This window comes from Streptomyces sp. NBC_01481, from assembly GCF_026339995.1.
Lineage (GTDB): Bacteria > Actinomycetota > Actinomycetes > Streptomycetales > Streptomycetaceae > Streptomyces.
On record NZ_JAPEPT010000004.1, the window covers coordinates 915496 to 938114 of the forward strand.

The following is a 22619-nucleotide window of genomic DNA, read 5'->3' on the forward strand; positions in this document are numbered from 1 at the left end:
GGGCCGGCCGTACGGGCCTGCGGGTGGGGCGCCAAGGGGCACCCCACCCGCAGCTCCGTTCAGTCCTTGTCCGTGCCGCCCGCTCCCGCCGGACGCCAGCCCCGGGCGCGGGCCCTGGGGAGGGCGAAGGCCGCCCACAGGATGGCGAGGACGCCTGCGGTTCCGAGGAGGACGAAAAGCGTGGCTCGGTCGGTGGCGCGGTCGGCGGCCGAGGTGTCGCGGACGGCCACGGGGTCGGCGGCGCGCTCGGCGCCGGCAGCCGTACCCGAGTCGCCGAGGACCGTGGTGACGGCGGCGTACGGGTCCAGCTGGGGGATGTCGGCGGGGTAGGCGGTGGCGGTGAGACGGCGCGCGACGGCGTCGGGCGAGTCGTCGGGCCGGACGGCGCGGACTGCCGCGGCGGCCCCTGCGGCGTAGGCGGTGGCCACCGAGGCGCCGGCGCCGAGGTAGTGGCCGTCGCCGCGCGGGCCGCCGGAGACCACCCCGGCGCCGGGGGCGGCCAGGTCGATGCCTCTGGTGGCCAGGGAGTTGTCCGGGCGGACACCGCCGGGAAGCATGTCGGCGACCGAGAGGACCCCGGGTTCACCGGCCGGCCAGTAGGTGCGCGACGGGATTTCGTCGGTGCCGCCCCGGGGCGGGTCCGGGGTGGCCGCGGCGACCACCAGCGCGCCCTCACGGCGGGCGTCGGCGACCGCACGGGTCAGTTCCGCGTCACGACGCGGCAGGGCCGCCGCGACGGCGATGACGTCGGCTCCGGCCTCGGTCGCCTCGCGCAGCGCCTGCGTGACGAGGTCGGCGCTCGCCCGACCGCGCTGGTCGGTACCGCGCAGGGCCAGGATCTTCGCGCCCGGGGCGACACCGGTCAGACGCGAGCCGCCGTCGCCGGTCCCGGCGATCAGCCCGGCCATGAAGGTTCCGTGGCCGACGCAGTCGTCGCCGGCCGTGCCCTCGGCGGTGACCCTGCCGCTGAGCCCGGCGGCGCCCGGGACGACACCGGTGTCGATCAGGGCCACGGTCACGCCCGCGCCGGTGCTGTACTGGTGCAGCCGGTCCAGGTCGAGGCGCTGACGCGACCAGTCCTGCTTCTTCGCCTTCTCGCGGGACGCGGGGGTGCAGGTGACCGCATCCGCGTCCGGATCGAGCGCGGAGGGCATGCCGGGCAGTTCCTGGCCCTTCTTCCCGTCGGCCGCCGGCAGGCGCGACAGGGGTGCCGCCTGGGCCGGGACGGCCGTGGGCAGCAGCAGCGCGGCGGCGAGTCCGGTGCCGGACAGCAGGCGGGCCACCCCGCGGGCGGGCATCGTCATCGGGGAGCCGCCTTCGGTGCCTCGGACACGACGTCCTCGGGGAGCAGGATGCGCAGGTCGTCCAGAGTGGGTGTGGCCAGTGAACTGAGCCGCCCCGCCTGGCGGGTGACCATCGACTCGACCACCTGACGGGCCAGGCGGGCGTTGCCGAAGGAGCGGTCCCGGGGCAGCGAGTCGAAGTACTCCTTGAGCAGCGGGCCGGTGCCGGCTCCGCACTCGTAGCCCATGCTCGAGGCCTGGGCCCGCACGATGGTGACCAGTTCCTCGGAGGAGTAGTCCGCGAAGGAGATCCGGCGCGGGAAGCGGGAGGACAGGCCCGGGTTGGAGGCGAGGAAGCGCTCCATCTCCTCCGTGTAGCCGGCGACGATGACGACCACCTCGTCGCGGTGGTCCTCCATCAGCTTCAGCAGGGTGTCCACGGCCTCCTGGCCGAAGTCGGCGCCGCCGCCGCGCGGGGTGAGGGTGTACGCCTCGTCGATGAACAGCACGCCGCCGCGGGCCCGTTCGAAGACCTCGCGGGTCAGCTGGGCGGTGTGGCCGATGTAGCGGCCGACCAGGTCGGCGCGGGCCGCCTCGATCAGCTGGCCCCGGTCGAGGATGCCGAGCTGGGTCAGGATCTCCCCGTAGAGGCGGGCGACGGTGGTCTTGCCCGTACCGGGCGGGCCGGTGAAGACCAGGTGGTTGCTGAGGGAGGGCACCGGCAGCCCGGCGGCGGCACGGTGGCGGGCGGTGGTGATGAGGTTGACCAGGTCCGCGACCTCGCGCTTCACCTCGGCCAGGCCGATCATGTCGCCGAGGCGGGTCAGCGGGTCGTCGGCCGGGGCCGCGGTCTCGGCGGCCAACGCGCCGGCGGTGGCGGAGACGTCCTCCGGCAGCAGCAGCCGCAGGTCGTGCTCACCGACCTGCTGCAGGGTGGCGAGCCGGACCGCCTGTCTGTCCACCATCTCCTCGAACACCCCGCGTGCGGCACGGCCGTTGCCGAAGCCGCTGTCCCGAGGCATCGCCTCGAAGTGCGCGGCCAGCGCCGCCGCGGTGCCCTCGCCCAGCTCGTACTGGTGCTGGGCGCACATGTTCTCCATGATCGCGACCAGTTCGGGCACCGAGTAGTTCTCGAACTCGACGGTCCGCGAAAAGCGGGAAGCCAAGCCGGGGTTGGAGCCGAGGAAGGACTCCATCTCGCGGGAGTAGCCGGCCGCGACCACCACCACGTCGTCGCGGTGGTCCTCCATCAGCTTCAGCAGGGTGTCCACCGCCTCACGGCCGAAGTCGGCGCCGCCGTTGCCGCTGTCCGAGGCGAGCGTGTACGCCTCGTCGATGAACAGCACACCGCCGAGCGCCCGTTGGAAGGTCTCGGTGGTCTTGATCGCGGTACCGCCGACGACCTGCGCGACCAGGTCGGCTCGGGAGACCTCCACCAGGTGCCCGCTGCGCAGCGAACCCAGTTCGGCGAGGATCGCCCCGTACAGGCGGGCGACGGTGGTCTTACCGGTGCCGGGCGGACCGGCGAAGATCAGGTGCCGGCTCATCGGCGGGGCCGACATGCCGAGTTGTTCGCGGCGCTGGGCGAGCTGCGTCAGGTTGACCAGGGTGCCCACCTGCTGCTTGACGTTCTCCAGGCCGATCAGCGCGTTCAGGGCGCCGAGCGGGCCGTCCGCGCGGTCCGGCAGGGGCGCGTCCGCGGCGCCGGAGCCGGCCGGGTCGGTGTTCTCGGCGCTGCCGCTGCCCCACGCGTCCCGCTTGCCGTTGCCGGTGCTGTTCAGGCCCTCAACTGCCAGCCGGTCGCCGGGCGCGGTCTGCACCAGGCCGCCGCCCAAGTTCTCGCGGGCGAGGCAGTTCACCAGGGACACCGGCGCGGTGGACTCCACCCGGAAGCCGTCCTGGGCGCCCCCGGAGACCTCGCAGCCGCTGAGCGAGGCGAGCGCGCCCTCGCGGAGGAGGAAACCGTGGCCCTTGGGGGCGTGCACCGCGGTGCGGTTGGCGGTCAGCTCGCCGCCTGTGGCGACGACCACACCCTCCTCGCCGGATATCTCGACGCGGAAGTCGCGGACGGTGACGTTGCCGCCGTCCTCCACGACCAGACCGCTGGTGGCCGTGTCGGAGACTCCGCCACCGGCCAGGTAGAGGGTGCTCCCGGAGGCGACGCGTACACCCGCGCCCTTCGGCCGGACGATCTCGCAGTCCTCTACGCGGCCGCGGGCGTCCTTGGCGGTTGAGATGCCGTCACCGGAGGGTTCCACCAGCCGGGCCCGTCGCAGCAGCGGGTTGGCACCGCCGCGCACCGCGATCGCGGGCGAGCCGCCGATCACCTCGAGGCGGTCCAGCTCCGGCGCCGAGTCCTCCTCCAGGAGCAGCCCGGTCTGGTCGCAGTCGCGGACCGTCAGGCCGGTCAGGGCCGGGGAGGCGGCTCCCGCGACCCGCAGCGCCGCGCCCTGCGCACCGTCCACCCAGCAGTCCTCGAAGGTGCCGCGCGCCCGGTCGGTGACGAGCACGCCGTGGCCGCGCGTACGCGAGACGCGGCAGCGGCGCAGTACCGGGTCGGTGCCCTGGGCCAGTGTGATGCCGTTCCCGGACGCTCCGGTGACGCGCACGTCCTCCAGCGTCGTACGGCCCCCGCTGCTCAGGTGCACGCCGGTGCTGGTGTCGTGCACCACGGTGCGGACCACCGAGAGGGAGCAGTTCTGCTCCAGGGCGATGGAGGGTTTGTCGGTGGAGGAGATGTCGCAGTCCTCGACGGTGCCGCGGGCCTCGCCGTTGGCGAGCAGGCCGTTGCCGCGGGCGTCGCGGACCGTGCAACCGCGGATGCGTGCCTCGCCCTGCTCCGCGATGACCAGGCCGCTGGTGCCCAGGTGTTCGAAGGTGCAGGACTCCACGGTGGTTGGCGTGGTCGAGGTGACCACGATGCCCGCGCCCTGCGGGTTGCTCACCCGGCACTCCCGCAGCGCGAGTGAACCCGTTCCGCCGGCCAGCATCGCGGTCCAGGCGGCGCCGACGACCTCACAGCCGTCGAGGGCGGCCTGCCCGCGCCGCACGTCCACGGCTGGCAGTTCGGCGTCGCCGCCGCGCAGAGTCAGTTCGGAGAGCATCACGGCGTCGGCGCGCAGCGCGATCACGCTGCCCGAGCGCGGGCGGATCTCCACCGTCCCCCGCCCTTCGGCGGCGGTGAGGGTGACCCTGGTGTTGATCACCAGGTTCTCCGCGTATGTCCCGGGCCGGACGCTGATGAGTGCGCCGGTACGGGCGGCCGCGAGTGCCTCACCGATCGTCCGGTAGCGGTCCCGGTCCCCCGGACCGACGGTCAGTACCTGGCGCGACACGCACCAACCTCCTTGCCACGGGGGCGTCTGCAGTGGGCGCCCCCTCGTCCGGGGGCGCGTGTCGGCGAGCCGACGGTGCCATCATGCCTCGCCCTGGGGGCGGGCGAGTGCCGAGAGCGGTGTTCTCGGTCTGCGGGCGTCCTGTCAGACGCTCCACTTCTGGTTGTCGGTCCCCGCGCAGCTCCACAGCTGCAGCCGGGCCCCGCTGCCCCGGTTGTTGTCCTTGATGTCGACGCACTTGCCGACAACGGTGTTGACCAGGTCGTGGCTGGCGTTCAGGACGAACTTCTGGGCGGCGTTGCCACTGCACCAGGCGATCTGGATGGGGGTGCCGTCGTTGTAGTTCGCGTTGGCCACGTCCAGGCACTTGCCCTTGATGCGGACGGTGCCGTCGGAGGCGAACTGCCACTTCTGCGTGGGGCCGTTGTTGCAGTCCCACACGAACAGCTGCTTGCCGTCGCTGAAGTCGCCGCCCGGTACGTCGATGCAACGGCCCGAGAGGTGACTGCGCAGGGAGACGGCGGCACTGAGAGTCACGCCCGAACCGGCCTTCGCGGGCTGGTCCTTGCGGCCATTGGGCGTCTCCCCGCCGCTCTGTTTCTCCGGCTGGTCCTTCGTACCGGCGTCCTTCGGCCGACCCTCGCCCTTCACCGGGGCGGACGCGGAAGCCGCTTTCACCGGCTCCTTCTGCTTGCCCTGCTGGTCGGGGTCCTTCTTGCCGTCGCCGGAGGAACCGGTGTCGGGCGTGGTCGTAGCGAACTCGCCCGGTGCGTCCTGCGCGTTCCCGCCGAGCACTGTTCCCGCCGACGCCGGCCCCCTGCGGTCCTTGTCGTCGTTCCCGCCAAGCATCATGAACGGCACCGCCACGAGCAGCGCCCCCGCGACCGCGGCCCCGGCCAGCACCGCCTTACCCGGCCGCCCCACCGGTCCGGCCTGCTGCGGCCGGTCGATCGCGGTCACGGTCATGGTCCGTACGAGCGCCGGCAGCCGGCTCTTGGCGGCCGCGGCGGCACCGGGGTCGCCTTCGGCTTCGGACTGACTGCCGGAGGCCGCCCCGCTCTCGGAGTTGGTGCCGGTCTCGGAGCCGGCCCGGCTCTCAGAGTTGGTGCCGGTCTCAGAGTTGGTGCCGCCTTCGGGCTCTGTGGTGCTGCCCTGTGCGGCCGTCTCCTCGGCCGCGGCAGGTTTCGTACCGGCCTCGGCTCCGCTCTTCGCCTCCGCGGGCTCAGAGTTGGGCTCGGTCTTGGGTGCGGGTGCGGGTGCGGGCTCGGCGACGGCTGCGGTCGCGGCCGTCTCCTCGCCGTCGGAACCGGGCTCGGCACGCGGGGAGATGGGGGGTTGTGGGGCCGAACGTGTCACGTGGTCCTCCCTGTGGTGTGGGGCCAGGGTTCAGGAGAGCTGTCGGTCCGGGCCGCGGCCGCAGGGCCGGTACGGTCCGCCGAGCCGGAGATGCCGCCGGAGCTCTCCACCGTCACGGCCTCTGCTGCGGGCGCCCCCTCGGCACCCGGCACACGTACGGGATCGAGAAGACTGTCCGCCGGGACGAGCAAGGGGGCCGCGGCTCCGGCGTTCGCCAGCAACCGGGTGCCCGAAGCACTCAGTGAACGGGCCAACTCGCGTGCGGGAAGCGTGTCATGTCGAAGTGCCGCGGACATGAACTCGTGTACCGGCGAGGTGAACAACAGCACCACCGGTGCCCCGTCCAGGCCGGTGGCCGTGAGCGGCCCGCCGTCCGGCCCGCGCACCACTGTGATCTCCGCCTCCGCGAGCGCCGCGAGCGCCTCGTCCACCGAGCCGTAACCGGTGGCGGCACGCTGCGCCGCCGCGTCCACCGGGTCGCTGGGCTCCGGCCAGCCGAGCACCCGGGCCGAGGGCCGGTACGCCGGGTTGGCGCGGTAGTCCCCCACGCCCCCGTCCTCGTCCGACTGCCACTCCCCCAGCACCGCCCACTCCGGCGGCGTCCGATCCTCGGTCCACTCCGGGTCGACCACGCCGATCCAGTGCCCCGGCGCCCGGCGGGCGGCGGCCCGCACGGCCTCGGGTATCTCGGGCGTGTCCGCGAATTCGGTGGTCTCGGTGACATCGGCAACGACTGGCTCGGAAGCGGCGGTCGGGCCGGAGCCGTCAGGCACCGCGGACAAGGCATCATGCCTGCCCTCTTGCCGTTCTCCGGGCCGCATTTTCACCTGAACTCTTCGGTCCGTACGAATTCTTGGGTGCCGCGCGCCATGCGCGAACCTCGACGTTGATCAGATCCGGGGAGCCAACAGGATGCCACACGCGCCCCGCCCGTGGGCGACCGGGTCATGTCCGTATCAGGGGCCCGCGTGCCCGTTTGCTGCCCGGGTGGTGAACTTTTGGGGACCAGTGAGACGTGGGTGGACAAAGCGGTGGGGCTGGGGGTGCTGCTGTCGCCCCTGTGACGGGCTAAGTTGGGTGTGCCATCGGGCCCGTCGACGTACACATGCCTTCCGCCCGGACGTCCAAGCCAGGGCTGTACGGGAGGACTTCGCGGCTCGGAAAGGTTCGCAGCCCGGAAGGCTCGGACCGGTCCGCGGCCGCCGCCGCGGAGGGTCACGCGGAACTCGACGACCGGGACCGAGAGCCGAACCGGCTCACTCGACGCGGCACTTGCCCAAAGCCCGCCGCGCCGACCGGCGTTCGTCCGGCCCGGCCGCTGTGCGGGCACGTGCCCACCACCGACCGCTCCGCCACCGAGGAGGAGTACCGCATGTCCCCCCAGCACCACACCCCCGGCGCGAACGCGGAGGCGGCCGCCGCCCGCGCAGAGGAGGCCGGGTCGCCACCCCCGTCCTCGGCACCGGACGAGCAGGCCCCGAGCCCCGCCGCGGCCCCCAACGCGGAGTCAGGCACTGCCCCGAGCGGGGAGACCGCTGCCGCGACCGCCACCGCCGCCGCCCCGCCCCCGGCCGCCGCCGAGCCCGCCGAGGAGCCCGAGGAGGGCGTCGCCGTGGCGGCGGCCGTCGGAACGGCGCCGCCGGACGTCAATGCCGCCACCGGTACGGACACAGGACGCCCCCGCAAGCCGATCCTGGCGGGGGCCGCGATCGCCGGCGCCGTCCTGGTCGCCATACCCCTGCTGCTCGTGGGGAGCGCGAACGACGAGCGACCCGACTCCGCCAAGGGGCTGGCCGCGGACTCCGACACCGTCCTGAACGCGAGCTCCGCCCCCGCCGTGCTCGACGACTACGTGGCCGAGAAGCCCAGTTCGTCCCCGAGCAAGGCGAAGCCGAAGAAGAGCGAGGCTCCGAAGGTCGCCGTCGTCCCGCCTGCCGCGCCCTCGCCGAGTCCCAAGGCGAGCAGCTCGCCCGAGAAGAAGGCCAAGGCGACCCCGAAGCCGAACTGGGGCACCAAGACCGTCTACGCGACCAGCGTCCTGCAGGTCGGACAGGCCTGGTCCACCAACCGCATCCGCATGGTCATGCAGAGCGACGGCAACCTCGTCGTCTACAACGAGAAGGGCAAGCCCATCTGGGCGGCCATGACGTTCGGCGCCAGCCACCGGGCAATCTTCCAGCAGGACGGCAACCTCGTCATCCACAACGCCGACGACCGCCCCATCTGGGCCTCCAAGAGCCACGGCCACGAGAACGCCCAGCTGGTCCTGCGGGCGGACGGCAAGGTCGTCATTCTTCACAACGGCGGAGTCATCTGGTCCACCTGACACCGCGGCGGTCGGAAAGGCCCGCCGACTGTCGGACCTCGCCGCTATGTGACGGCCCGTGATCGCACAACGGCGCCACGGCCCGTCACGCTGCCCATTCCGCCGCTCGCCGCGCGGACCTCAGCCGAGGAACGACAACCGAACCCGCCTGTCCGGGTTGTCGCGGTTCCTGCCCACCAAACTCCGTGACGGCGCCCCAGCCGGACGCCGCACGACCACAAGGGGGCGCCTTGGACGACGACGTCATCCTACGAGGACCACACGCGGGCCATCACCGCTTCTCGGGCCTCAACACCCGCCGTTTCCGCTGGTCAACGAGGTATCGAGTCTGTACCGACGTCGTCGTCTGCGTCCTCCCCTACCGGCTGAGCCGGTGAATCGCCCCAGGCCCAGCCGGTGCCCGCCCTACAGCAGCCCGTCGGCGATGGTGCCGAGGGAGAGGGCCGGAAGGAAGTTGAGCAGAGCCAGGATGACGGCCGCTCCGGTGGCCAGGGCGACGAAGTTGACGCCCTGCGCGCGCAGCGTACCGACCGTGACGACACCCTGCTGGTGCCTGGCAAGGCCCCCGGCCAGCGCGAGGACGCAGACCATCACCATCGGCAGATAGCGTCCTGCCAGCATCGCCACCACCATCAGCAGATTGTGGAAGTCGGTGGCGCCGTTGACACCCGCCATCGCGCTGCCGTTGCTGTTGGTGTTGCTGGTGTACGCATAGATGAGCTCGGCCAGTCCGTGCGCGCGCAGTTGGCCGTGGTGGCCTGCTGGTTCAAGCGTGTGCGCCGTGGGTGCTCGGGTCGCCGGGGTGGAGTGGCGGCGCGGCTACCGTGGGTGCACGGCGTAGGTCAGGTGCGTCACCCGCGACGACGGCTCCGAACGGACCGGCTCCAGCGCGACCCTGGACGCGTCCACGCCGTCGAACAGGCGGGTGCCGGCGCCGAAAAGCACCGGTGACAGCGTGATCGAGAACTCGTCGACCAGGCCGGCGTTCAGGTACTCCAGGATCGTCGCGCCGCCGCCGGCGATGCGGACGTCGCGGTCGCCGGCGGTCTCGCGGGCCTGGTCGAGGGCGTGCTCGATGCCGTCGTTGACGAAGTGGAACGTGGTGCCGCCGGGCCGCTCCCACGGGTCACGCTTGGTGCGCGTCACAACGAAGACCGGGGTGTGGAAGGGCGCCTCCTCCGGCCATGACTGCTCGCCGAGGTCGAACATGCGCTTGCCCATGACGCTCGCGCCGGTGCGCTCGAACGTCTCCCGCGCTACGTCGTTGTCGCGGCCCTCCTCGCCGCCCTCGCCCAGCTTCAGGTTCTCCCGGATGAACCGCAGCGGGAACAGCCACTGCTGCAGCTCCGTCCACTGCGCCATCCAGCGCTGAACGTCCGGGTCGTCCTGCTTGTCGGGCGCGAAGAGCTCGTCTTCAACGGGCACGGACTCGGGCGCGATGAAGCCGTCCAGCGACATCGTCACGCTGAAGAACACCTTCCCCGCCATCAGCTCTCCGCCCCCTTCCGCGCGAGGTCGGTGACATAGGCCGCCAGGCTGCTCAGGGTCTGCCGGCCGCCCTCGATCGCGTGGTACTTCTCGACCGCCTCGTCGCGCAGTTCCTTGGTGGGGAACACCGTGCGCATCACGAACCGGGTCGCCGCGCCGTCCGGCGCGAAGGTCAGGACCGACTCGAAGGCGTTCGGGTCGTCGCGGGACTCACCGTGCAGCAGCGCGATCCGCTCCGGCGGGGCGATCCGCAGCCAGCGGATCCACTCGGAGTAGTCGGTCCCGTCCGGCCCGTGCAGCACGAAGTCCCACTCCCCGCCCTCGCGGAACTCGAAGGACCGCGTGGTGGTGGTGAACCCCTCCGGACCCCACCACCGCGACAGGTGCCGGACCTCGGTGAACGCCTCGAACACCAGCTCCCGCGGGGCGTCGATGACCCGGGAGATCACGATCTCCCGGTCGGCCGTCCCCGGCTCCGCCCGCGATTCTTGCCTTGCCCCTGCCATCGGTCATTCCTCCTGCCGTGTCTGCTTGAGGTCCTGCACGTAGGTGTCCAGCCGGTCGAAACTCTCGTTCCAGAACCGCTCGAATCCGCCGACCCACTCGTGGACCGGCCGCAGCCCGCGGGCGTCCAGGCCGTAGAGGCGCTGCTTGCCCGCCCCGCGGACCCGCACCAGCCCCACCTCCCGGAGCACCCGCAGGTGCTTGGACGCCCCTGGCTGGCTCATACCCAGCTCCTGGGCCACGTCGGTCACCGGCCGCTCACCCGCCCGCAGCAGCGCCAGGATGTCCCGGCGCTGCGGCTCGGCGATCGCGTTGAACGCGTCCGACGTCGTCGCTGCTCGTGCCATGACAGCCATCATATTCCCATATCGGAATACGTCAAGCGGGTTGGGAATCGGGCGAGTCTTGTTGGATGACGATTGCAAACAGCGCTCCCTGCCCCGCCGGCTACGGCGTGGCCGCCTCCCGCAGGCGTATTTGAGGGGTCAGGGCTCGGCTGCGAGCGCGTCCTTGCGCGGCTTGAGCCTGACGTCGACCCGAGAGGGTCAGATCCCGGCTCAAGCCGCCGCGCAGGGGACGAATCCACGTGTGAGGCGCGCGACGGCGGGGGCGGCCAGGGTGAACGCGACCGGGGTACCCGGTGCTCCCCATCCGAAGCGGATGGCGTTTGGTCTTCAGCCCGCAAGGCGCCCTGTGCTTCTTCGCACACGCGACTCAGCTTTCGAATTGACCAAGAAAAGGAACCTGGAATGGAGGGTGGCGGCACAGGGGGGCCACGTTGGTGCGCTCGCGCACGCCCTTGCGCGGCGCGTTGTCCCGTTGCGGGATCGTCAATCGGTCCGGGTGCGGAGGCTCCGCGCCAGGGTGGGGATCATCACCGACGCTGCGCCGAGGTGTAGTCCGAGGAGGGCGGTGGTGGTGGCGGTGTTGCCCCGGAGAGGAGAGGCGGGACCAACGAGATCGCGGTCAGCGACACTGCCGTCCACACGAATCGCTTGGCGGGGCGAGCGCTCCAACGGAGAAGAGCGACGGCAATGACGATGCCCACGACCGAGAAGAAGCCGGTCACCACGGCGAACCCGGACAACGGGATCGTCTCGCCACCATCGGGGACCTCGAAGTCGACGCCAGCGGCCTGGGCAAGCGCAGCGGCGAGGGTGGTGGCCACCATCGCTGCGAGCGTGGCAATGAAACCGGTGCCGGCGAGCCTGCGGAGCCGGTGGGTGTGGCTGGTCTGGTCCGATGCCGGGCCTGCGACGACCCCGGTGTCATTCATGCTGTTCATGTCGTTCCTCCATCATTCGGTAACTGGCGTACGGGTGTGGTGACTGGCATGCGACGGTCCTGGCCTTGGGGGTGACGATGCGCACCCTCGCCGTGCGACGGCCGTGGTTTTGCAGGGCGCGGACGCCGGTGCCGCGGAGCCAGAACCCGGCGTCGCGTCCGAGGACCGGCCCGGGCTCGCCGTCGCGCAGCTCCAGCTGAACCCGCCCGCGGGTGACGACGCCGAACGCGTCGCACCACTCCGCCGCGACCACCGCGACACGCGAGCCACCGCGCAGCGCGAGCGTCCACACCGGGACTACTCCGTGCCGTCCGCCGGCAGGCGCTCCGGCAGCCCGAGCCGCGGGAACTGGTCGTCGTGGAATGTGACGATCTCGGTGATCGCCCCGCCGGTGATGCGCAGGACGTCGATCGTCAGCGGCAGGTACGCGTCCTCCTGCTTCCGCCAGAGGTAGAAGGCGACGGCGGGCTGCCGGTTCACCGAGGTCAGGACGCAGCGCAGTCGCCCCAGGTCCTCGAAGCCGCTCTCGAGCCAGTCGTTCACCACCGCGTCGCGGCCGACGTACAGGCCCGGCGTGGGCGGCATCGAGCAGCGGACGTCGTCCCGCAGCAGCGCGGCGATCCCGTCGACGTCCGTGGCCACGCTCGCGTCGGTATAGCGGCGCACCAGCTCGCGCGTCCCGGCGTCCTGTTCGCCGCCGGTCCAGTCCTGCCGCTCGGCGGGCAGGTGCTCCCGCATGCCGGCGCGGGCCCGCTGCAGAGCGCTGTTCACGGAGTTGACGGAGTCCCCGAGCAGCTCCGCGACGTCCTTCGCCGGCCAGTCGACCACGTCCCGCAGGATCAGCACGGCCCGCGGGCGCGGCGCGAGGTGCTGGACCGCGACCAGATACGCCAGCTCGATCGTCTCCCGCGCGACGGCGACGGTCTCCGGCTCGTCCGCGTCTCCCGCGGGCAGCTCGTCGAGCAGCCGGTCCGGGTAGGGCTGCAGCCACAGCACCTCGCCGCCGGTCGCGGGCTCCGGGCGGCGTTTGGCGAGCAGGTCCAGGCAGGCGTTGGTGGCGATCCGGTACAGCCAGGCCCGGAACGTCGACCGCCCCTCGAAGGTCTCCCGCCGCCGCCAGGCACGGAGGAACGTCTCCTGCACGGCGTCCTCGGCGTCCTCGAACGACCCGAGCATCCGGTAGCAGTGCATGTGCAGCTCCCGCCGGTGCCGCTCCGCCAGCCCCGAGAACGCCCGCTCGTCGACCTCGCCCAGACCGCTCCCGCCCAGCTCCTCCAACCGCGTGTCCGCACTCATCACGTCATCCTTCCGTCCCGTCGTGTCCCGTCGTAGGTATGACGGGTGCGGGCGCGACAACTCATCACCAGGGTCGGTCGGCACTCACTCACGCTGCGGAGAGGAGCGCCCGTCCCCGTGGGTCACGCCTCCGTACGGGTCCCGTGCCCCCGCGCGGAGCTGGGCGACCGCGGCATCGATGCAGCGCGTCGGCCAGACGGCCCTGCCTCGCATGGACGAACCGCCTATAGCGGCTGGAGTCGGCATCTCGGACACCGAGGGTGAGCGGACGAATATTTTCGGCCAGAGGTGCGATTCATGGCGCCATGTACGAGATCGACCGAGGCCTGCCGGGCGAGCGCTGTGCGCATCTTCTTGCCGCGAGGCCTGAATATGCGTGATTCATCCGGAGTTTGCCCTGATCTGGCGAAAGATTCGCCGATCAGGCGGTGATACCGCAAGAGAAACGACCGAAACTGTTCTTTGTGTTTTGACGTTTGATCGGCCTGGCGGTGAAGGTCTGGTTCATGGCCCCCTCACCCCCCGTCGCATCCAGCGGGCTGCTGCGCATGCGCGACTTCCGTCTCCTGCTCGCGGGCGCCGCAGCCGGTCAAGTCGGCGCCCAGGTCACTCTGGTCGCGCTCCCGCTGGTGGCGGTTCTCGTGCTGAAGGCACCCGCGTTTCAGGTGGGACTGCTGACGGCTGCCGAGACCGCCGCCTTCCTCCTGATAGGGCTGCCTGCGGGTGCCTGGGTCGACCGGATGCGGAAGCTCCCGCTGATGATCCGGGCGGATGCGGTGCGCGCCCTTTCCATGGCGAGCGTCCCGCTGGCCGCAGTCGCCGACGTACTGACGATGGCGCAGCTGTACGTCGTCGCTCTGGTCACCGGAGCGGCAACCGTCTTCTTCGACGTGGCCCACCAGAGCTACCTGCCCGAACTGCTGCCCAGGGAGCAGCTGATGGCCGGAAACGGTGCATTGGAAACGGTCCGCTCATCGGCCCACGTCGCAGGCCCGGGGATCGGCGGAGGGCTCGTACAAGTCCTCGGAGCCCATCTGGCGATCGTGGCCGACGCGATCGGCTACGCAATGTCCGCGCTGTTCCTGCTGGCCATGAAGCGACCGCCCGAGAGCCGGCCCGAGCCTGTTCCGGGCGCGTCCCTGCGCAAGGACATCGGGGAAGGCCTCCGGTTCGTCCTCGGCCACCCCCTGCTACGGGTCATCGCCGCAACGACCGGCCTCGGCAACTTCTTCACCGCGATGTTGATGGCCACTCAGACCATCTTCCTGGTGAGGGTGATCGGCCTGCCGCCGTTCGCGATCGGTCTGATGCTCTCCGCGTCCGCCGTGGGCGGGCTCGTCGGTGCACTGAGCGCCGGCACGCTCGCCGGCCGTCTCGGTCAGGCCCGCATCATCTGGCTCTCCGCCCTGGCAACCGGGCCGTTCGCACTGTTGTGGCCGCTGTCCGGACCGGGAGCCACCGCCGCCCTGTTCGCCATCGGCTCCGGTGTGGTCTCCTTCGGCGCCGTTGTCTACAACGTCGCCCAGGTCAGCTTCCGTCAGACGGTCTGCCCGCCCCGACTGCTCGGCCGGATGAACGCCACACTGCGCTTCCTTGTGTGGGGCACCCTGCCGCTCGGCGCCGTCGTGGGCGGCGCTGTCGCGGGCGCCTTCGGTCCGCGCGCCGCACTCTGGGTCTGCGCGATCGGTTTCCTCGTCGTACCGCTGCCGTTGCTGCTCTCCTCTCTGCGGCGCATGCGCGATCTGCCGGTCGACGCGCAAGACCCGGAAGACCCGGCCACGCGCGACACCGGCGGCCACGCCGAGCCTGTCACCGCCGGCTGACTCGACGCCCCCGTTCCAGCTCCGGCCTGCCTGCCGGTCATTTCTTGCTGCCGTCCCGTCCGAGCGGCATGACGCGGCGTCCGACGCGCGGCCACGACAGACACGACAGAGAGGACAATGTGCAACTCAGCATCACGTGCCAGTACCTGGCTCGCTACCAACGCATCGCCGCGGACAACGGCGAAATTGATCTGCTGCCCGTCACCGGAGCTCAGCGGCGCTTCGCCCTGGTGCGTTCCCTGGACCCCGTCGGACGGCCGGACATCGTCCCGATGTTCTTCGCCTTCCCCCGGGGCACCGTGGATCCGCTACGGCTGCGGGCGGCCGCCAACCATCTGGCCGCCCGGCACCCGGTGCTGCGCGCCCACCCGGAGGTGCTCCGCGGCACCCCCGCGCTTCGCGTTGCGGAGCCGGACGTGCCGGTGGAACGCATCGTTCGCGCACCCGGCGAGGACGCTGCCACGACCCTGCGTCGAGCCCTGAGCGCCTGGACTGCACAGGGCTCGCCGCTGCGGCTCTACCTGGCCGAGGACGGACCGGATGCCGAGGAAGAGGTGCTCGCCGTCGTACTCGACCACGCCGCCTGCGACGGCCAGTCGCTGGCACGTATCGTCGAGGAGCTGAGTAGCGCCTACCGCCACGGGATCGGCCCCGGAGAACTCGCGCCCGCCGACGCGGCCGCGGAACTGGCCGCCTACCGAGAAGCGGTTCAGATGCAGCTCGAGGCCGAGCAGCGCGCGGGGTCGGCCGCCGCGCTGGAGTACTGGGGCGGGCGGCTGCGCGCCGTGCGCGAACGCCCTGCGCTGCCCGTGCCGCAGGATCTCGCCCCCGGCGCACTGCCCACCGGCGCGGCCGAACTGCGGCTGCCCGCTCCGGCCTCCGGCGCACCGTTCCCCGCGCTGCTCGACGCCTGTCGGGCAACGGCCCGTGTCCTGTACGGGGCCGGTCATGTGTCACCGATCGGGTATCCGTGGGGCGGCCGCCCGGCCGCCGCGGCGCCGGTGGTCGGCTGCTTCCTCAACACCGTCGTCTTCCCCGCCGGGACCCATGACGCCCCAGGCGCCCCGAGCGGTGACGACCCCTTCGGCGCGGAGGCGACGGCCACCGATTGGTGGGGCGATCTTGACCGGGCGGACACCCCCTTCGACGAAGTCGTGCACGCCGCCCGGTCGGCCGGTTCTCTGTGGTCGGGCCGACTGGACGGCCTGCTGACCGTCGACGACGCCCGTCGCCGTCCACCGCTGAGCCTGGGCGGAGTAGTGGGCCGAGAGGTCCACATCGACGGCCGGCACGTACGCGCCCCGTTCGCCGTGTCCGTCACCCACGGGCCAGAACTCCACATCCGCATGGTGTGGGACCGCAGTGTGCACGACGACCGCTCGGCCACGGACGGGTTCGGCGCCTTCTGCGCGACCCTGCCCGCACCGCAGCGAGCCGACGTCACCGTCGGCTGAACGCCGCAGTCGTAACGGAAACGGCACAGCGCCGAACCGCACACGGCAGGCGCACCGCACAACCCTCAAGCCACACAGCCACAGAACCACCCCGAAGCCACCGAGCACAGCACGGCAGGACCGCGCGATCCGCGGACCGGCCTGCGAACCCCGGGTGGGGAGCACAACCGTGCCCCGACCCGCATCCGAAGAACCCGACCCGACAACCTCAGGGATCGCCCATGCTTCCCCTCTCCTCGTCGCAGGAGATCGTCTGGCTGCACGAACAAGTGCAGCCCGGCAGCCGCGCCTACAACTTCACCGCCTCACTCGACCTGTGGGGGACGCTGGACACCGAGGCCCTGCGCTGCGGACTCACCGCCGCCCTCGACCGGCACCCCGGACTCCGTCTGGAACTCGTGGCTGTCCCCGGCGCGATGCCGGCCCAGCGGACCGCTGACGCCTGTGCGCCCCGCCTGCGCAGCGTGGATCTGACCGGGGAGGCCGACCCGGAGGCCGCGTTCGCCAAGCTGCTGCGCACCGAGGCCGAGACCCCGCTCGACACGTACGAGGCGCCACTGCTGCGCTGGACGCTGGCGCGGCTCGCCGACGACCAGCACCGGCTCATCCACGTCGAGCACCACCTGATCCACGACGGGCACTCCTTCGCGATCCTGCTGGGCGACGTCTTCACCGTCTACCGCGCCCATGTCCTCGGTGAGCCGGTCACTCTGCCTCCCGCGACCTCGTACGCGGACCATGTACGTGCCCAGGCCGACGTCCAGGCAGACGACGTACGAGCCACAGCCCGGCAGACGAGCCTCGAGTACTGGGCCGACGAACTGCGCGGCGCCTCCTACGACATGCCGTTGCCCGGCCTGTCCCGGCCCGGTGCCCGGCGCAGGCACCACGGCGGACAGCTGCGGCAGTCGATCGGCGCGGATCTGACCCAGCGGCTGCGCACCCACAGCCGCGAGCGCGGCCTGACCCCGTTCTCCACACTGCTCGGGCTTTTCGCCGAGCTCCTGCGCCGGCACAGCGGCCGCTCCCAGATGGTCGTCGGCACCGCCGTCGGCAACCGCCCGCGGGGATTCGAAGACGCTGTGGGCATGTTCGTCAACACGATCCCGCTGCGGCTTCGCCTGGACCCGAAAGCCCCGGCCGAGGACACCATGGACGAGGTGACCGACACCCTCATCCGCGCTCTGCCGCATCAGGAAGTGCCGGTCCAGGAGTTGACCCGCGCACTGGCCCTGCACACCTCCGGCGCGGACAACCCGCTGTTCAGCGTCATGTTCAGCGCACACGACGCGGCACTGCCCGAGATCGAGGTGCCAGGCCTGGACATCACCCTGTTCGAGGGGTTCAACACCGGCACCACCCGATTCGACCTCGATGTCGTCCTGCTGCCCGACGACCGCCGTGGAGTGGGCCCCCGGCACGGGGCGCCCGGCATGACGCTGGTCTGGGACTACGACGCCGATCTCTTCGGCGAGGACGTGGCGAAACTGCTCGCCGAACGCTTCCTGGATCTGCTGCGCGCCTACCTGGACGCTCCCGCCACCGTGCTCGCCGACCTGGCGCTTCCGGCGACGGCGTGCGACCCCGCGCCCGAACCGCACGCGGCCGCGCAGGGCCTGGACGCGCTCGACCCGGCCGCCGCCCACGACGCCTCCCTGCCCGCGCTGCTGATCGGGGCCCGCCGGCTCACCTACGGCGACCTCGACGAGCAGGTCACCTCCCTCGCGCAGCGGATGCGGGACGCCGGTGTGACGGCCGGTCAGCCGGTCGCCGCCGTACTGCCGCGCGGTGCCGACTCGGTGGTGACGCTGCTGGCCTGTCTGCGGACCGGAGCCGTGTACTGCCCGCTCTCACCGTCCGACCCGATTTCCCGTCTGGAGCTGCTGCTCGAGCGGCTCGGCCCGGCGCTGGTGCTCACCTCCGCCGACGCGGGGGCGACGCTGCCCGCACACCTGCCGACGGCGCGTATCGACGCCGCCTCCTTCCCCGCCGCGCGGCCGGCCGATGTGGTGGCCGGTGCGGCGTACATCATCCACACCTCGGGTTCGACCGGCATACCCAAGCCCGTCGCGGTGGGCCGGGCGGCCCTGGAGAACCATCTGACCGGCGCGGCCGACCGGTTCGGCCTGGCCGCCGGTGACCGGGTGCTGCTCTTCGCCCAGCCCTCCTTCGATGTGGCGCTGGAAGAGGTCCTGCCCTCGCTGTACGCCGGTGCCTGCCTCGTCGTACCGGAGCGGGAAGTGCCCACCGGAGCGGAACTCGCCGAGCTGCTGGCCGCCGCCCGGGTCACCGTCGCCAACCTCCCGACCAGTTACTTCCTCGCCACCCGCGAGGAGTTGCGGCCGGTGCTCCGCGAGCGCCGCTGGGCGCCGAGGCTGCTGGTGCTCGGCGGCGAGCGGATCCCGGCGGACGCGATGCGCGCGTTCCTCGCCGACACCGACGCCTCCGTGTTCAACGTCTACGGAGTGACCGAAGCGGCGATCAGCTCGACGGTGTACGAGATCACCCGCGAGAACCTCGCGGACGGGGCGGAAATCCCCCTGGGCACCGAACTGCCCGGCGAGCGGATCCACGTCCTGGACGCGGCGCTGCGTCCACTGCCGGCCGGTGCGGTCGGTGAACTGGCCATCGCCGGCGCCGGTCTGGCCGAGGGGTACGTCGGCAACCCGGAGGCCACCGCGGCCCGATTCGTACGGATCGAGGCACTGAACGACGAGCGGGTCTATCTCACCGGCGACCTCGGCTACCGGGATCGCGACGGGCTGTTGCACTTCCTGGGGCGCCGCGACAACCAGATCAAACTGCGGGGCTACCGCATCGAACTGGAGGAGGTGGAGGCCACGGCATCGGCTGTGCTCGGCGGACGTTCCTGCGCCGTCGTACTGGACCGGGAAGCGGCCGGCGGACCGCGCCTGGTCGGCTTCCTGGAGAACTCCGACGGACAGCAGCCGTGGGACGAGCAGGCGATGCACCTCGAACTGAGCCGACGTCTGCCGAGTGCCCTCGTACCCGGTCGATGGGCGCGACTGGATGCCATGCCGACACTGCCCGGGGGCAAGCCGAACCGAGTGGCGCTGGCCCGTCTGGCCGCCGAACTCGAGCCCACCGCACCGGCCGAGGAGAGCGCCCCGGCCGCAACCGACCCCGCGGAATTCACCGATCCGACGCTGGCTCTGCTCGCCAAGGGCTGGCGCGAGGTGCTGGGCCACAGCCGGTTCACCGACGCCTCCCACTTCTTCCGGACCGGCGGGCATTCGCTGCTCGCCGCGCAGCTGGCGGCCTGGCTGGAGCCCCGCATCGGCGCACGGCCGCCGATGCAGCTGCTCTTCCGGAACCCGGTCCTGTCCGACCAGGCGCGCGCCCTTGGCGCTTTCGCCACGCCGACCGCTGCTGCCCACGCCGCTACGACCACGCCGACGGAGTCGTGATGACCGAGATCCTGAGTGACACGCCGACGGAGGCCGCGCCGATGACCGGGCGGTCTGCCGAGCCGACGGCCGAGCAGACCTCCGAGCTGATGAACGGCCGTCAGGGCGCCCTGCCGAGCGTCGTACACGGCACTCCCCTTCCCGAAGCCGCCGCCGGAGTGCTCTCCCGCTACGAGGAATGGGTACGTCGCAGTCCCGAGGCCCCCGCCGTGGTCGACGGGACCCGTACCTGGAGCTACCGGCAGCTGGACGAGGCAGCCGACGACGTCCATCGCGCCCTGAGCGACCGGGTCCGCCCGGGCGACCTGGTCGGCGTCTGCCTCGACCGCTCGGCGGCGCTGGCCGTGACCGCGATCGCCCTCGCCCGGATCGGCGCGGTCTATCTCCCGCTGGGCCCCCGCCCCGGTGAGCGCCGCATCGACGCGGTCACCGAGGACGTCGCCGTGGTCTGCCTGATCGGCGACCCCACTGTGCTGCCCGCCCGCCATCGGGCCGCCGAGCAGATCGCGCTGCCGCTGCCGGGAGAGGGGACGAACGCCGCCCCGAAGGCCGTCGCGGCCTTCGCCCCTCCCGCAGCGAGTGCGCGTCCGGCTCCGCAAGAAGCCTTCTACGCCGTGCTGACCTCCGGCTCCACCGGGCGGCCGAAGGCCGTCGCCGTCGCGGAACCCGCTCTGTCCGCACTGCTGGACTGGTACCGCACCGAAACCGGCCTGGCGCCCGGAGACCGGCAGTCCCTGCTGATCGGCGTCGCGTTCGACCCGCATGTGATGGAGCTGTGGGCCGGTCTGACGTCCGGCGCGGCTCTGGTTCCCGCTCCGGACGCTGTTCGCTGGGACCCGGCCGAACTCACCGCATGGTGGCGCGACGCCGCCGTGACGGTGTGCGTCGTGGCCACTCCGATGGCCGAACCGGTGCTGGACCGGCCCTGGCCCCAGGACCTGAAGCTGCGTCACCTCGTTGTCGGAGGCGACCGGATGCGCCGACGGCCCGGTGCGGATGTGACCGCCACGGTGCACAACGCGTACGGGCCCGCCGAGGCCACCGTCGTCACCACCACCCACGCCATGCGCGCCACGGACCACGACGCGGGCGACGAGACAACGCCGTCGATCGGAACTCCGATCCCGGGCGCCACGGTCGTCGTCACCGCGGCGGACGGCAGTGTCGTCGCCCGCGGTGAGGCCGGCGAACTGTGCATCGGCGGCACGTGCCTGGCGCTCGGCTATCTGGACCCGGAGCTGACGGCACGGCGATTCACCGCCCCGCCCCCGGGTATCGACGCGGGGCGGACAGACCGCGTGTACCGCACCGGGGACCGGGTGCGGATGCTGGACGACGGCAGACTGGAGTTCCTCGGCCGTCTCGACGATCAGGTGAAGATCAGCGGAGTAAGGATCGAACCGGCCGAGGTGGAGGCCGCGCTCGAACAGAACCCGTCGGTGCGCAGCGCGGTTGTCACCGCGCCCCGTTCCGCCGACGGCAGCGCCCGCCTGGTGGCGTATGTCCTGGCATCCGACGGAGCGAGTGCTGACGAGCTGCTGTCCGAGGTACGGGCCTGGCTGCCCGAGCAGGCCGTGCCCTCGGCCGTGCGGATTCTGGACGCCTTCCCCCTCGACGCCAACGGCAAGGTCGATCGTGCCCACCTGCTGAAGCAGGCCGCGGCCCCCGCGCAGCCGAACGCCGTCGGCGGCGCCACGGCCGGCAACGGCGATTCGCACGACGGCGCGACGGAGAGCGAGCGACTGGTCCTGCGGGTGGTGCGCGACCTGCTGGACAGCCCCCGTACCGAACTGATGGACAACTTCACCGAGGCCGGCGGAACCTCGCTCGTCGCCTCGCGCCTGCTGACCGTGATCGAGAAGGAGACCGGAGTGCGACTGCGCGCACCGGAGTTGCTCCGCCAGCCCGACCTTCGGGCAGTTGCCGCCGTACTCGACAAACGCCGCGCCGCCGCCGCTACCTGGGCGCAGCAGTTCGAGGACGGCGACTCGCTCCGGCGAACACTCCCGACCACAGGAAGGAAAGCCCCGTGCCGGCTGACCGCACACCGTCCGCGTACGCCTCCGGCCTGCCCGCCCTGGTGGCGCGGCACGCCGAGCAGACCCCGCAGGCCCTGGCCGTGATGGACGGCGACACCACGCTGACGTACGCGCAGCTGGTCGCCTCCGCCCGCGCTCTGGCCGTACACCTGGACGACCACGGCGTCCGCCCCGGCGACCGGGTGGCGCTGTTGGTGCCGCGCTCGGCCCGCACCATCGTCGCGCAGCTCGCGCTGTGGTGGGCGGGTGCGGCGTGCGTGCCGCTCGACCCGGCGCACCCGCGTCCGCGTATCGAGGCGATGCTCGCCACCGCCGGGGCGACACTGACCGTCGGAGACAGCAAGCTGCTCGAATCCGCGGCATTCACGGGCGCCACCCTGGCGCTGCACGACGACCCGCTGCTGACCGGCGCGGAGCTGCCCGCGGCTGAGCCCGGCCCGGACGCGACGGCGCTCGTCCTGTTCACCTCGGGGTCCACCGGCCTCCCCAAGGGCGTGACGGTCACCCACGGCGGCATCGCCCAACTGGTCACCGCTCCGCAGTACGCCACCGTCACCGCCCGCGACCGGGTGCTGTTCCACTCGCCGACCACCTTCGACGCCTCGACCTTCGAGGTGTGGTCGGCCCTCGCCAACGGCGCCGCCGTGGTGGTGTGCACCGTCGAGCGGCCCTCCTTCGAGGATCTGGCCCAGCAGGTGGAGCGGCACGGCGTGACCGTGGCGTTCTTCACCACGGCGTTGTTCCACCAGCTGGCTGTCCGCCGCTCCCGGGTGTTCTCGGTGCTCCGCACGGTGGTGGTGGGAGGCGAGGCGATGGCCGCCCAGCATGCCCGCGCGGTGCTGCGCGCGTTTCCCTGGCTGGAATTGGTCAATGGCTACGGGCCGACGGAGACGACGACGTTCGCCACGGCCCACCGGGTCACCGATGCGGACTGCGACGGCCCGGTGCCGATCGGCCGCCCGATCGCCGGCGCCGTCGCACACGTCCTGGACCGGACCGGGC

The 22619-nt window shown here is 72.0% G+C and carries 16 protein-coding genes and 1 pseudogene; 6 read left to right on the forward strand and 11 right to left on the reverse strand.

All coding sequences use genetic code 11. The features are described 5' to 3' along the window. Positions 1–59 precede the first annotated feature (59 nt). The 4 genes from OOK40_RS25965 to OOK40_RS25980 form a co-directional block, all read right to left on the reverse strand. On the reverse strand, positions 60–1304 hold the full coding sequence (locus tag OOK40_RS25965; protein ID WP_266486440.1) for a S8 family serine peptidase: 1245 nt from the start codon (positions 1302–1304) through the stop codon (positions 60–62). Then, positions 1301–4618 (reverse strand): right-handed parallel beta-helix repeat-containing protein, encoded by a 3318-nt coding sequence (locus OOK40_RS25970; protein ID WP_266486443.1) that lies wholly within the window; start codon positions 4616–4618, stop codon positions 1301–1303. Before OOK40_RS25970 ends, OOK40_RS25965 begins: the two co-directional genes overlap by 4 nt. Before the next feature lie 144 nt (positions 4619–4762). After that, positions 4763–5974, reverse strand: a complete 1212-nt coding sequence (locus tag OOK40_RS25975) for an RICIN domain-containing protein (RefSeq protein WP_266486446.1) — start codon at positions 5972–5974, stop codon at positions 4763–4765. Next, positions 5971–6795, reverse strand: coding sequence for a type VII secretion system-associated protein (locus OOK40_RS25980; RefSeq protein ID WP_266486448.1), 825 nt, complete (start codon positions 6793–6795; stop codon positions 5971–5973). The genes OOK40_RS25975 and OOK40_RS25980 overlap by 4 nt, the downstream gene beginning before the upstream one ends. Before the next feature lie 551 nt (positions 6796–7346). Between OOK40_RS25980 and OOK40_RS25985 the strand changes: the two genes are divergently transcribed. Continuing rightward, positions 7347–8300, forward strand: coding sequence for a mannose-binding protein (locus OOK40_RS25985; protein ID WP_266486612.1), 954 nt, complete (start codon positions 7347–7349; stop codon positions 8298–8300). 405 nt (positions 8301–8705) lie between these two features. Here OOK40_RS25985 and OOK40_RS25990 read toward each other — a convergent pair whose 3' ends face one another. The 7 genes from OOK40_RS25990 to OOK40_RS26020 form a co-directional block, all read right to left on the reverse strand. Further along, complete coding sequence (locus OOK40_RS25990) at positions 8706–9044, reverse strand: potassium-transporting ATPase subunit KdpA (RefSeq protein ID WP_266486613.1); 339 nt, start codon at positions 9042–9044, stop codon at positions 8706–8708. Positions 9045–9119: 75 nt separating this feature from the next. Further along, complete coding sequence (locus OOK40_RS25995; protein ID WP_266486450.1) at positions 9120–9788, reverse strand: dihydrofolate reductase family protein; 669 nt, start codon at positions 9786–9788, stop codon at positions 9120–9122. Next, entirely contained in the window at positions 9788–10294 is a 507-nt protein-coding gene (locus tag OOK40_RS26000; RefSeq protein WP_266486452.1) for an SRPBCC family protein, read from the reverse strand. Before OOK40_RS26000 ends, OOK40_RS25995 begins: the two co-directional genes overlap by 1 nt. Before the next feature lie 3 nt (positions 10295–10297). Then, positions 10298–10639, reverse strand: coding sequence for a helix-turn-helix transcriptional regulator (locus tag OOK40_RS26005; protein WP_266486454.1), 342 nt, complete (start codon positions 10637–10639; stop codon positions 10298–10300). 527 nt (positions 10640–11166) lie between these two features. Further along, the gene (locus tag OOK40_RS26010) at positions 11167–11577 is read right to left on the reverse strand and encodes a DUF6069 family protein (RefSeq protein ID WP_266486457.1); all 411 of its coding nucleotides are present in this window, start codon (positions 11575–11577) and stop codon (positions 11167–11169) included. Continuing rightward, on the reverse strand, positions 11561–11869 hold the full coding sequence (locus tag OOK40_RS26015; protein ID WP_266486460.1) for a hypothetical protein: 309 nt from the start codon (positions 11867–11869) through the stop codon (positions 11561–11563). The genes OOK40_RS26010 and OOK40_RS26015 overlap by 17 nt, the downstream gene beginning before the upstream one ends. 5 nt (positions 11870–11874) lie before the next feature. After that, positions 11875–12873, reverse strand: coding sequence for an RNA polymerase subunit sigma-70 (locus OOK40_RS26020; RefSeq protein ID WP_266486463.1), 999 nt, complete (start codon positions 12871–12873; stop codon positions 11875–11877). 506 nt (positions 12874–13379) lie between these two features. On the opposite strand from OOK40_RS26020, the gene OOK40_RS26025 reads away from it, so the two are divergent. From OOK40_RS26025 to OOK40_RS26045, 5 genes and pseudogenes are all read left to right on the forward strand, one after another. Then, positions 13380–14696 carry an MFS transporter gene (locus OOK40_RS26025; RefSeq protein ID WP_266486465.1) on the forward strand — a complete coding sequence of 439 codons (1317 nt, stop codon included), beginning with the start codon at positions 13380–13382 and terminating at the stop codon, positions 14694–14696. Positions 14697–14815: 119 nt separating this feature from the next. Beyond that, positions 14816–16150, forward strand: a complete 1335-nt coding sequence (locus tag OOK40_RS26030; RefSeq protein WP_266486467.1) for a non-ribosomal peptide synthetase — start codon at positions 14816–14818, stop codon at positions 16148–16150. Positions 16151–16371: 221 nt separating this feature from the next. Beyond that, positions 16372–19578: an amino acid adenylation domain-containing protein gene (locus OOK40_RS26035; RefSeq protein WP_266486470.1), complete on the forward strand. Its 3207-nt coding sequence runs from the start codon at positions 16372–16374 to the stop codon at positions 19576–19578. Next, positions 19578–21701, forward strand: coding sequence for a non-ribosomal peptide synthetase (locus OOK40_RS26040; protein WP_266486472.1), 2124 nt, complete (start codon positions 19578–19580; stop codon positions 21699–21701). The genes OOK40_RS26035 and OOK40_RS26040 overlap by 1 nt, the downstream gene beginning before the upstream one ends. Continuing rightward, a pseudogene (locus tag OOK40_RS26045) lies at positions 21701–22594 on the forward strand (AMP-binding protein); the annotation flags it as partial. The gene OOK40_RS26040 and the pseudogene OOK40_RS26045, both read left to right, overlap by 1 nt. Between the last annotated feature and the right edge of the window lie 25 nt (positions 22595–22619).

Bases quoted from the DNA above. Each gene is read 5' to 3' on its own strand.
- OOK40_RS25965 (WP_266486440.1), bottom strand. From the start codon at position 1,304: ATGACGATGCCCGCCCGCGGGGTGGCCCGCCTGCTGTCCGGCACCGGA.
- OOK40_RS25980 (WP_266486448.1), bottom strand. From the start codon at position 6,795: ATGCGGCCCGGAGAACGGCAAGAGGGCAGGCATGATGCCTTGTCCGCG.
- OOK40_RS25985 (WP_266486612.1), top strand. From the start codon at position 7,347: ATGTCCCCCCAGCACCACACCCCCGGCGCGAACGCGGAGGCGGCCGCC.
- OOK40_RS25995 (WP_266486450.1), bottom strand. From the start codon at position 9,788: ATGGCGGGGAAGGTGTTCTTCAGCGTGACGATGTCGCTGGACGGCTTC.
- OOK40_RS26000 (WP_266486452.1), bottom strand. From the start codon at position 10,294: ATGGCAGGGGCAAGGCAAGAATCGCGGGCGGAGCCGGGGACGGCCGAC.
- OOK40_RS26005 (WP_266486454.1), bottom strand. From the start codon at position 10,639: ATGGCACGAGCAGCGACGACGTCGGACGCGTTCAACGCGATCGCCGAG.
- OOK40_RS26010 (WP_266486457.1), bottom strand. From the start codon at position 11,577: ATGAACAGCATGAATGACACCGGGGTCGTCGCAGGCCCGGCATCGGAC.
- OOK40_RS26020 (WP_266486463.1), bottom strand. From the start codon at position 12,873: ATGAGTGCGGACACGCGGTTGGAGGAGCTGGGCGGGAGCGGTCTGGGC.
- OOK40_RS26025 (WP_266486465.1), top strand. From the start codon at position 13,380: ATGGCCCCCTCACCCCCCGTCGCATCCAGCGGGCTGCTGCGCATGCGC.
- OOK40_RS26035 (WP_266486470.1), top strand. From the start codon at position 16,372: ATGCTTCCCCTCTCCTCGTCGCAGGAGATCGTCTGGCTGCACGAACAA.
- OOK40_RS26040 (WP_266486472.1), top strand. From the start codon at position 19,578: ATGACCGAGATCCTGAGTGACACGCCGACGGAGGCCGCGCCGATGACC.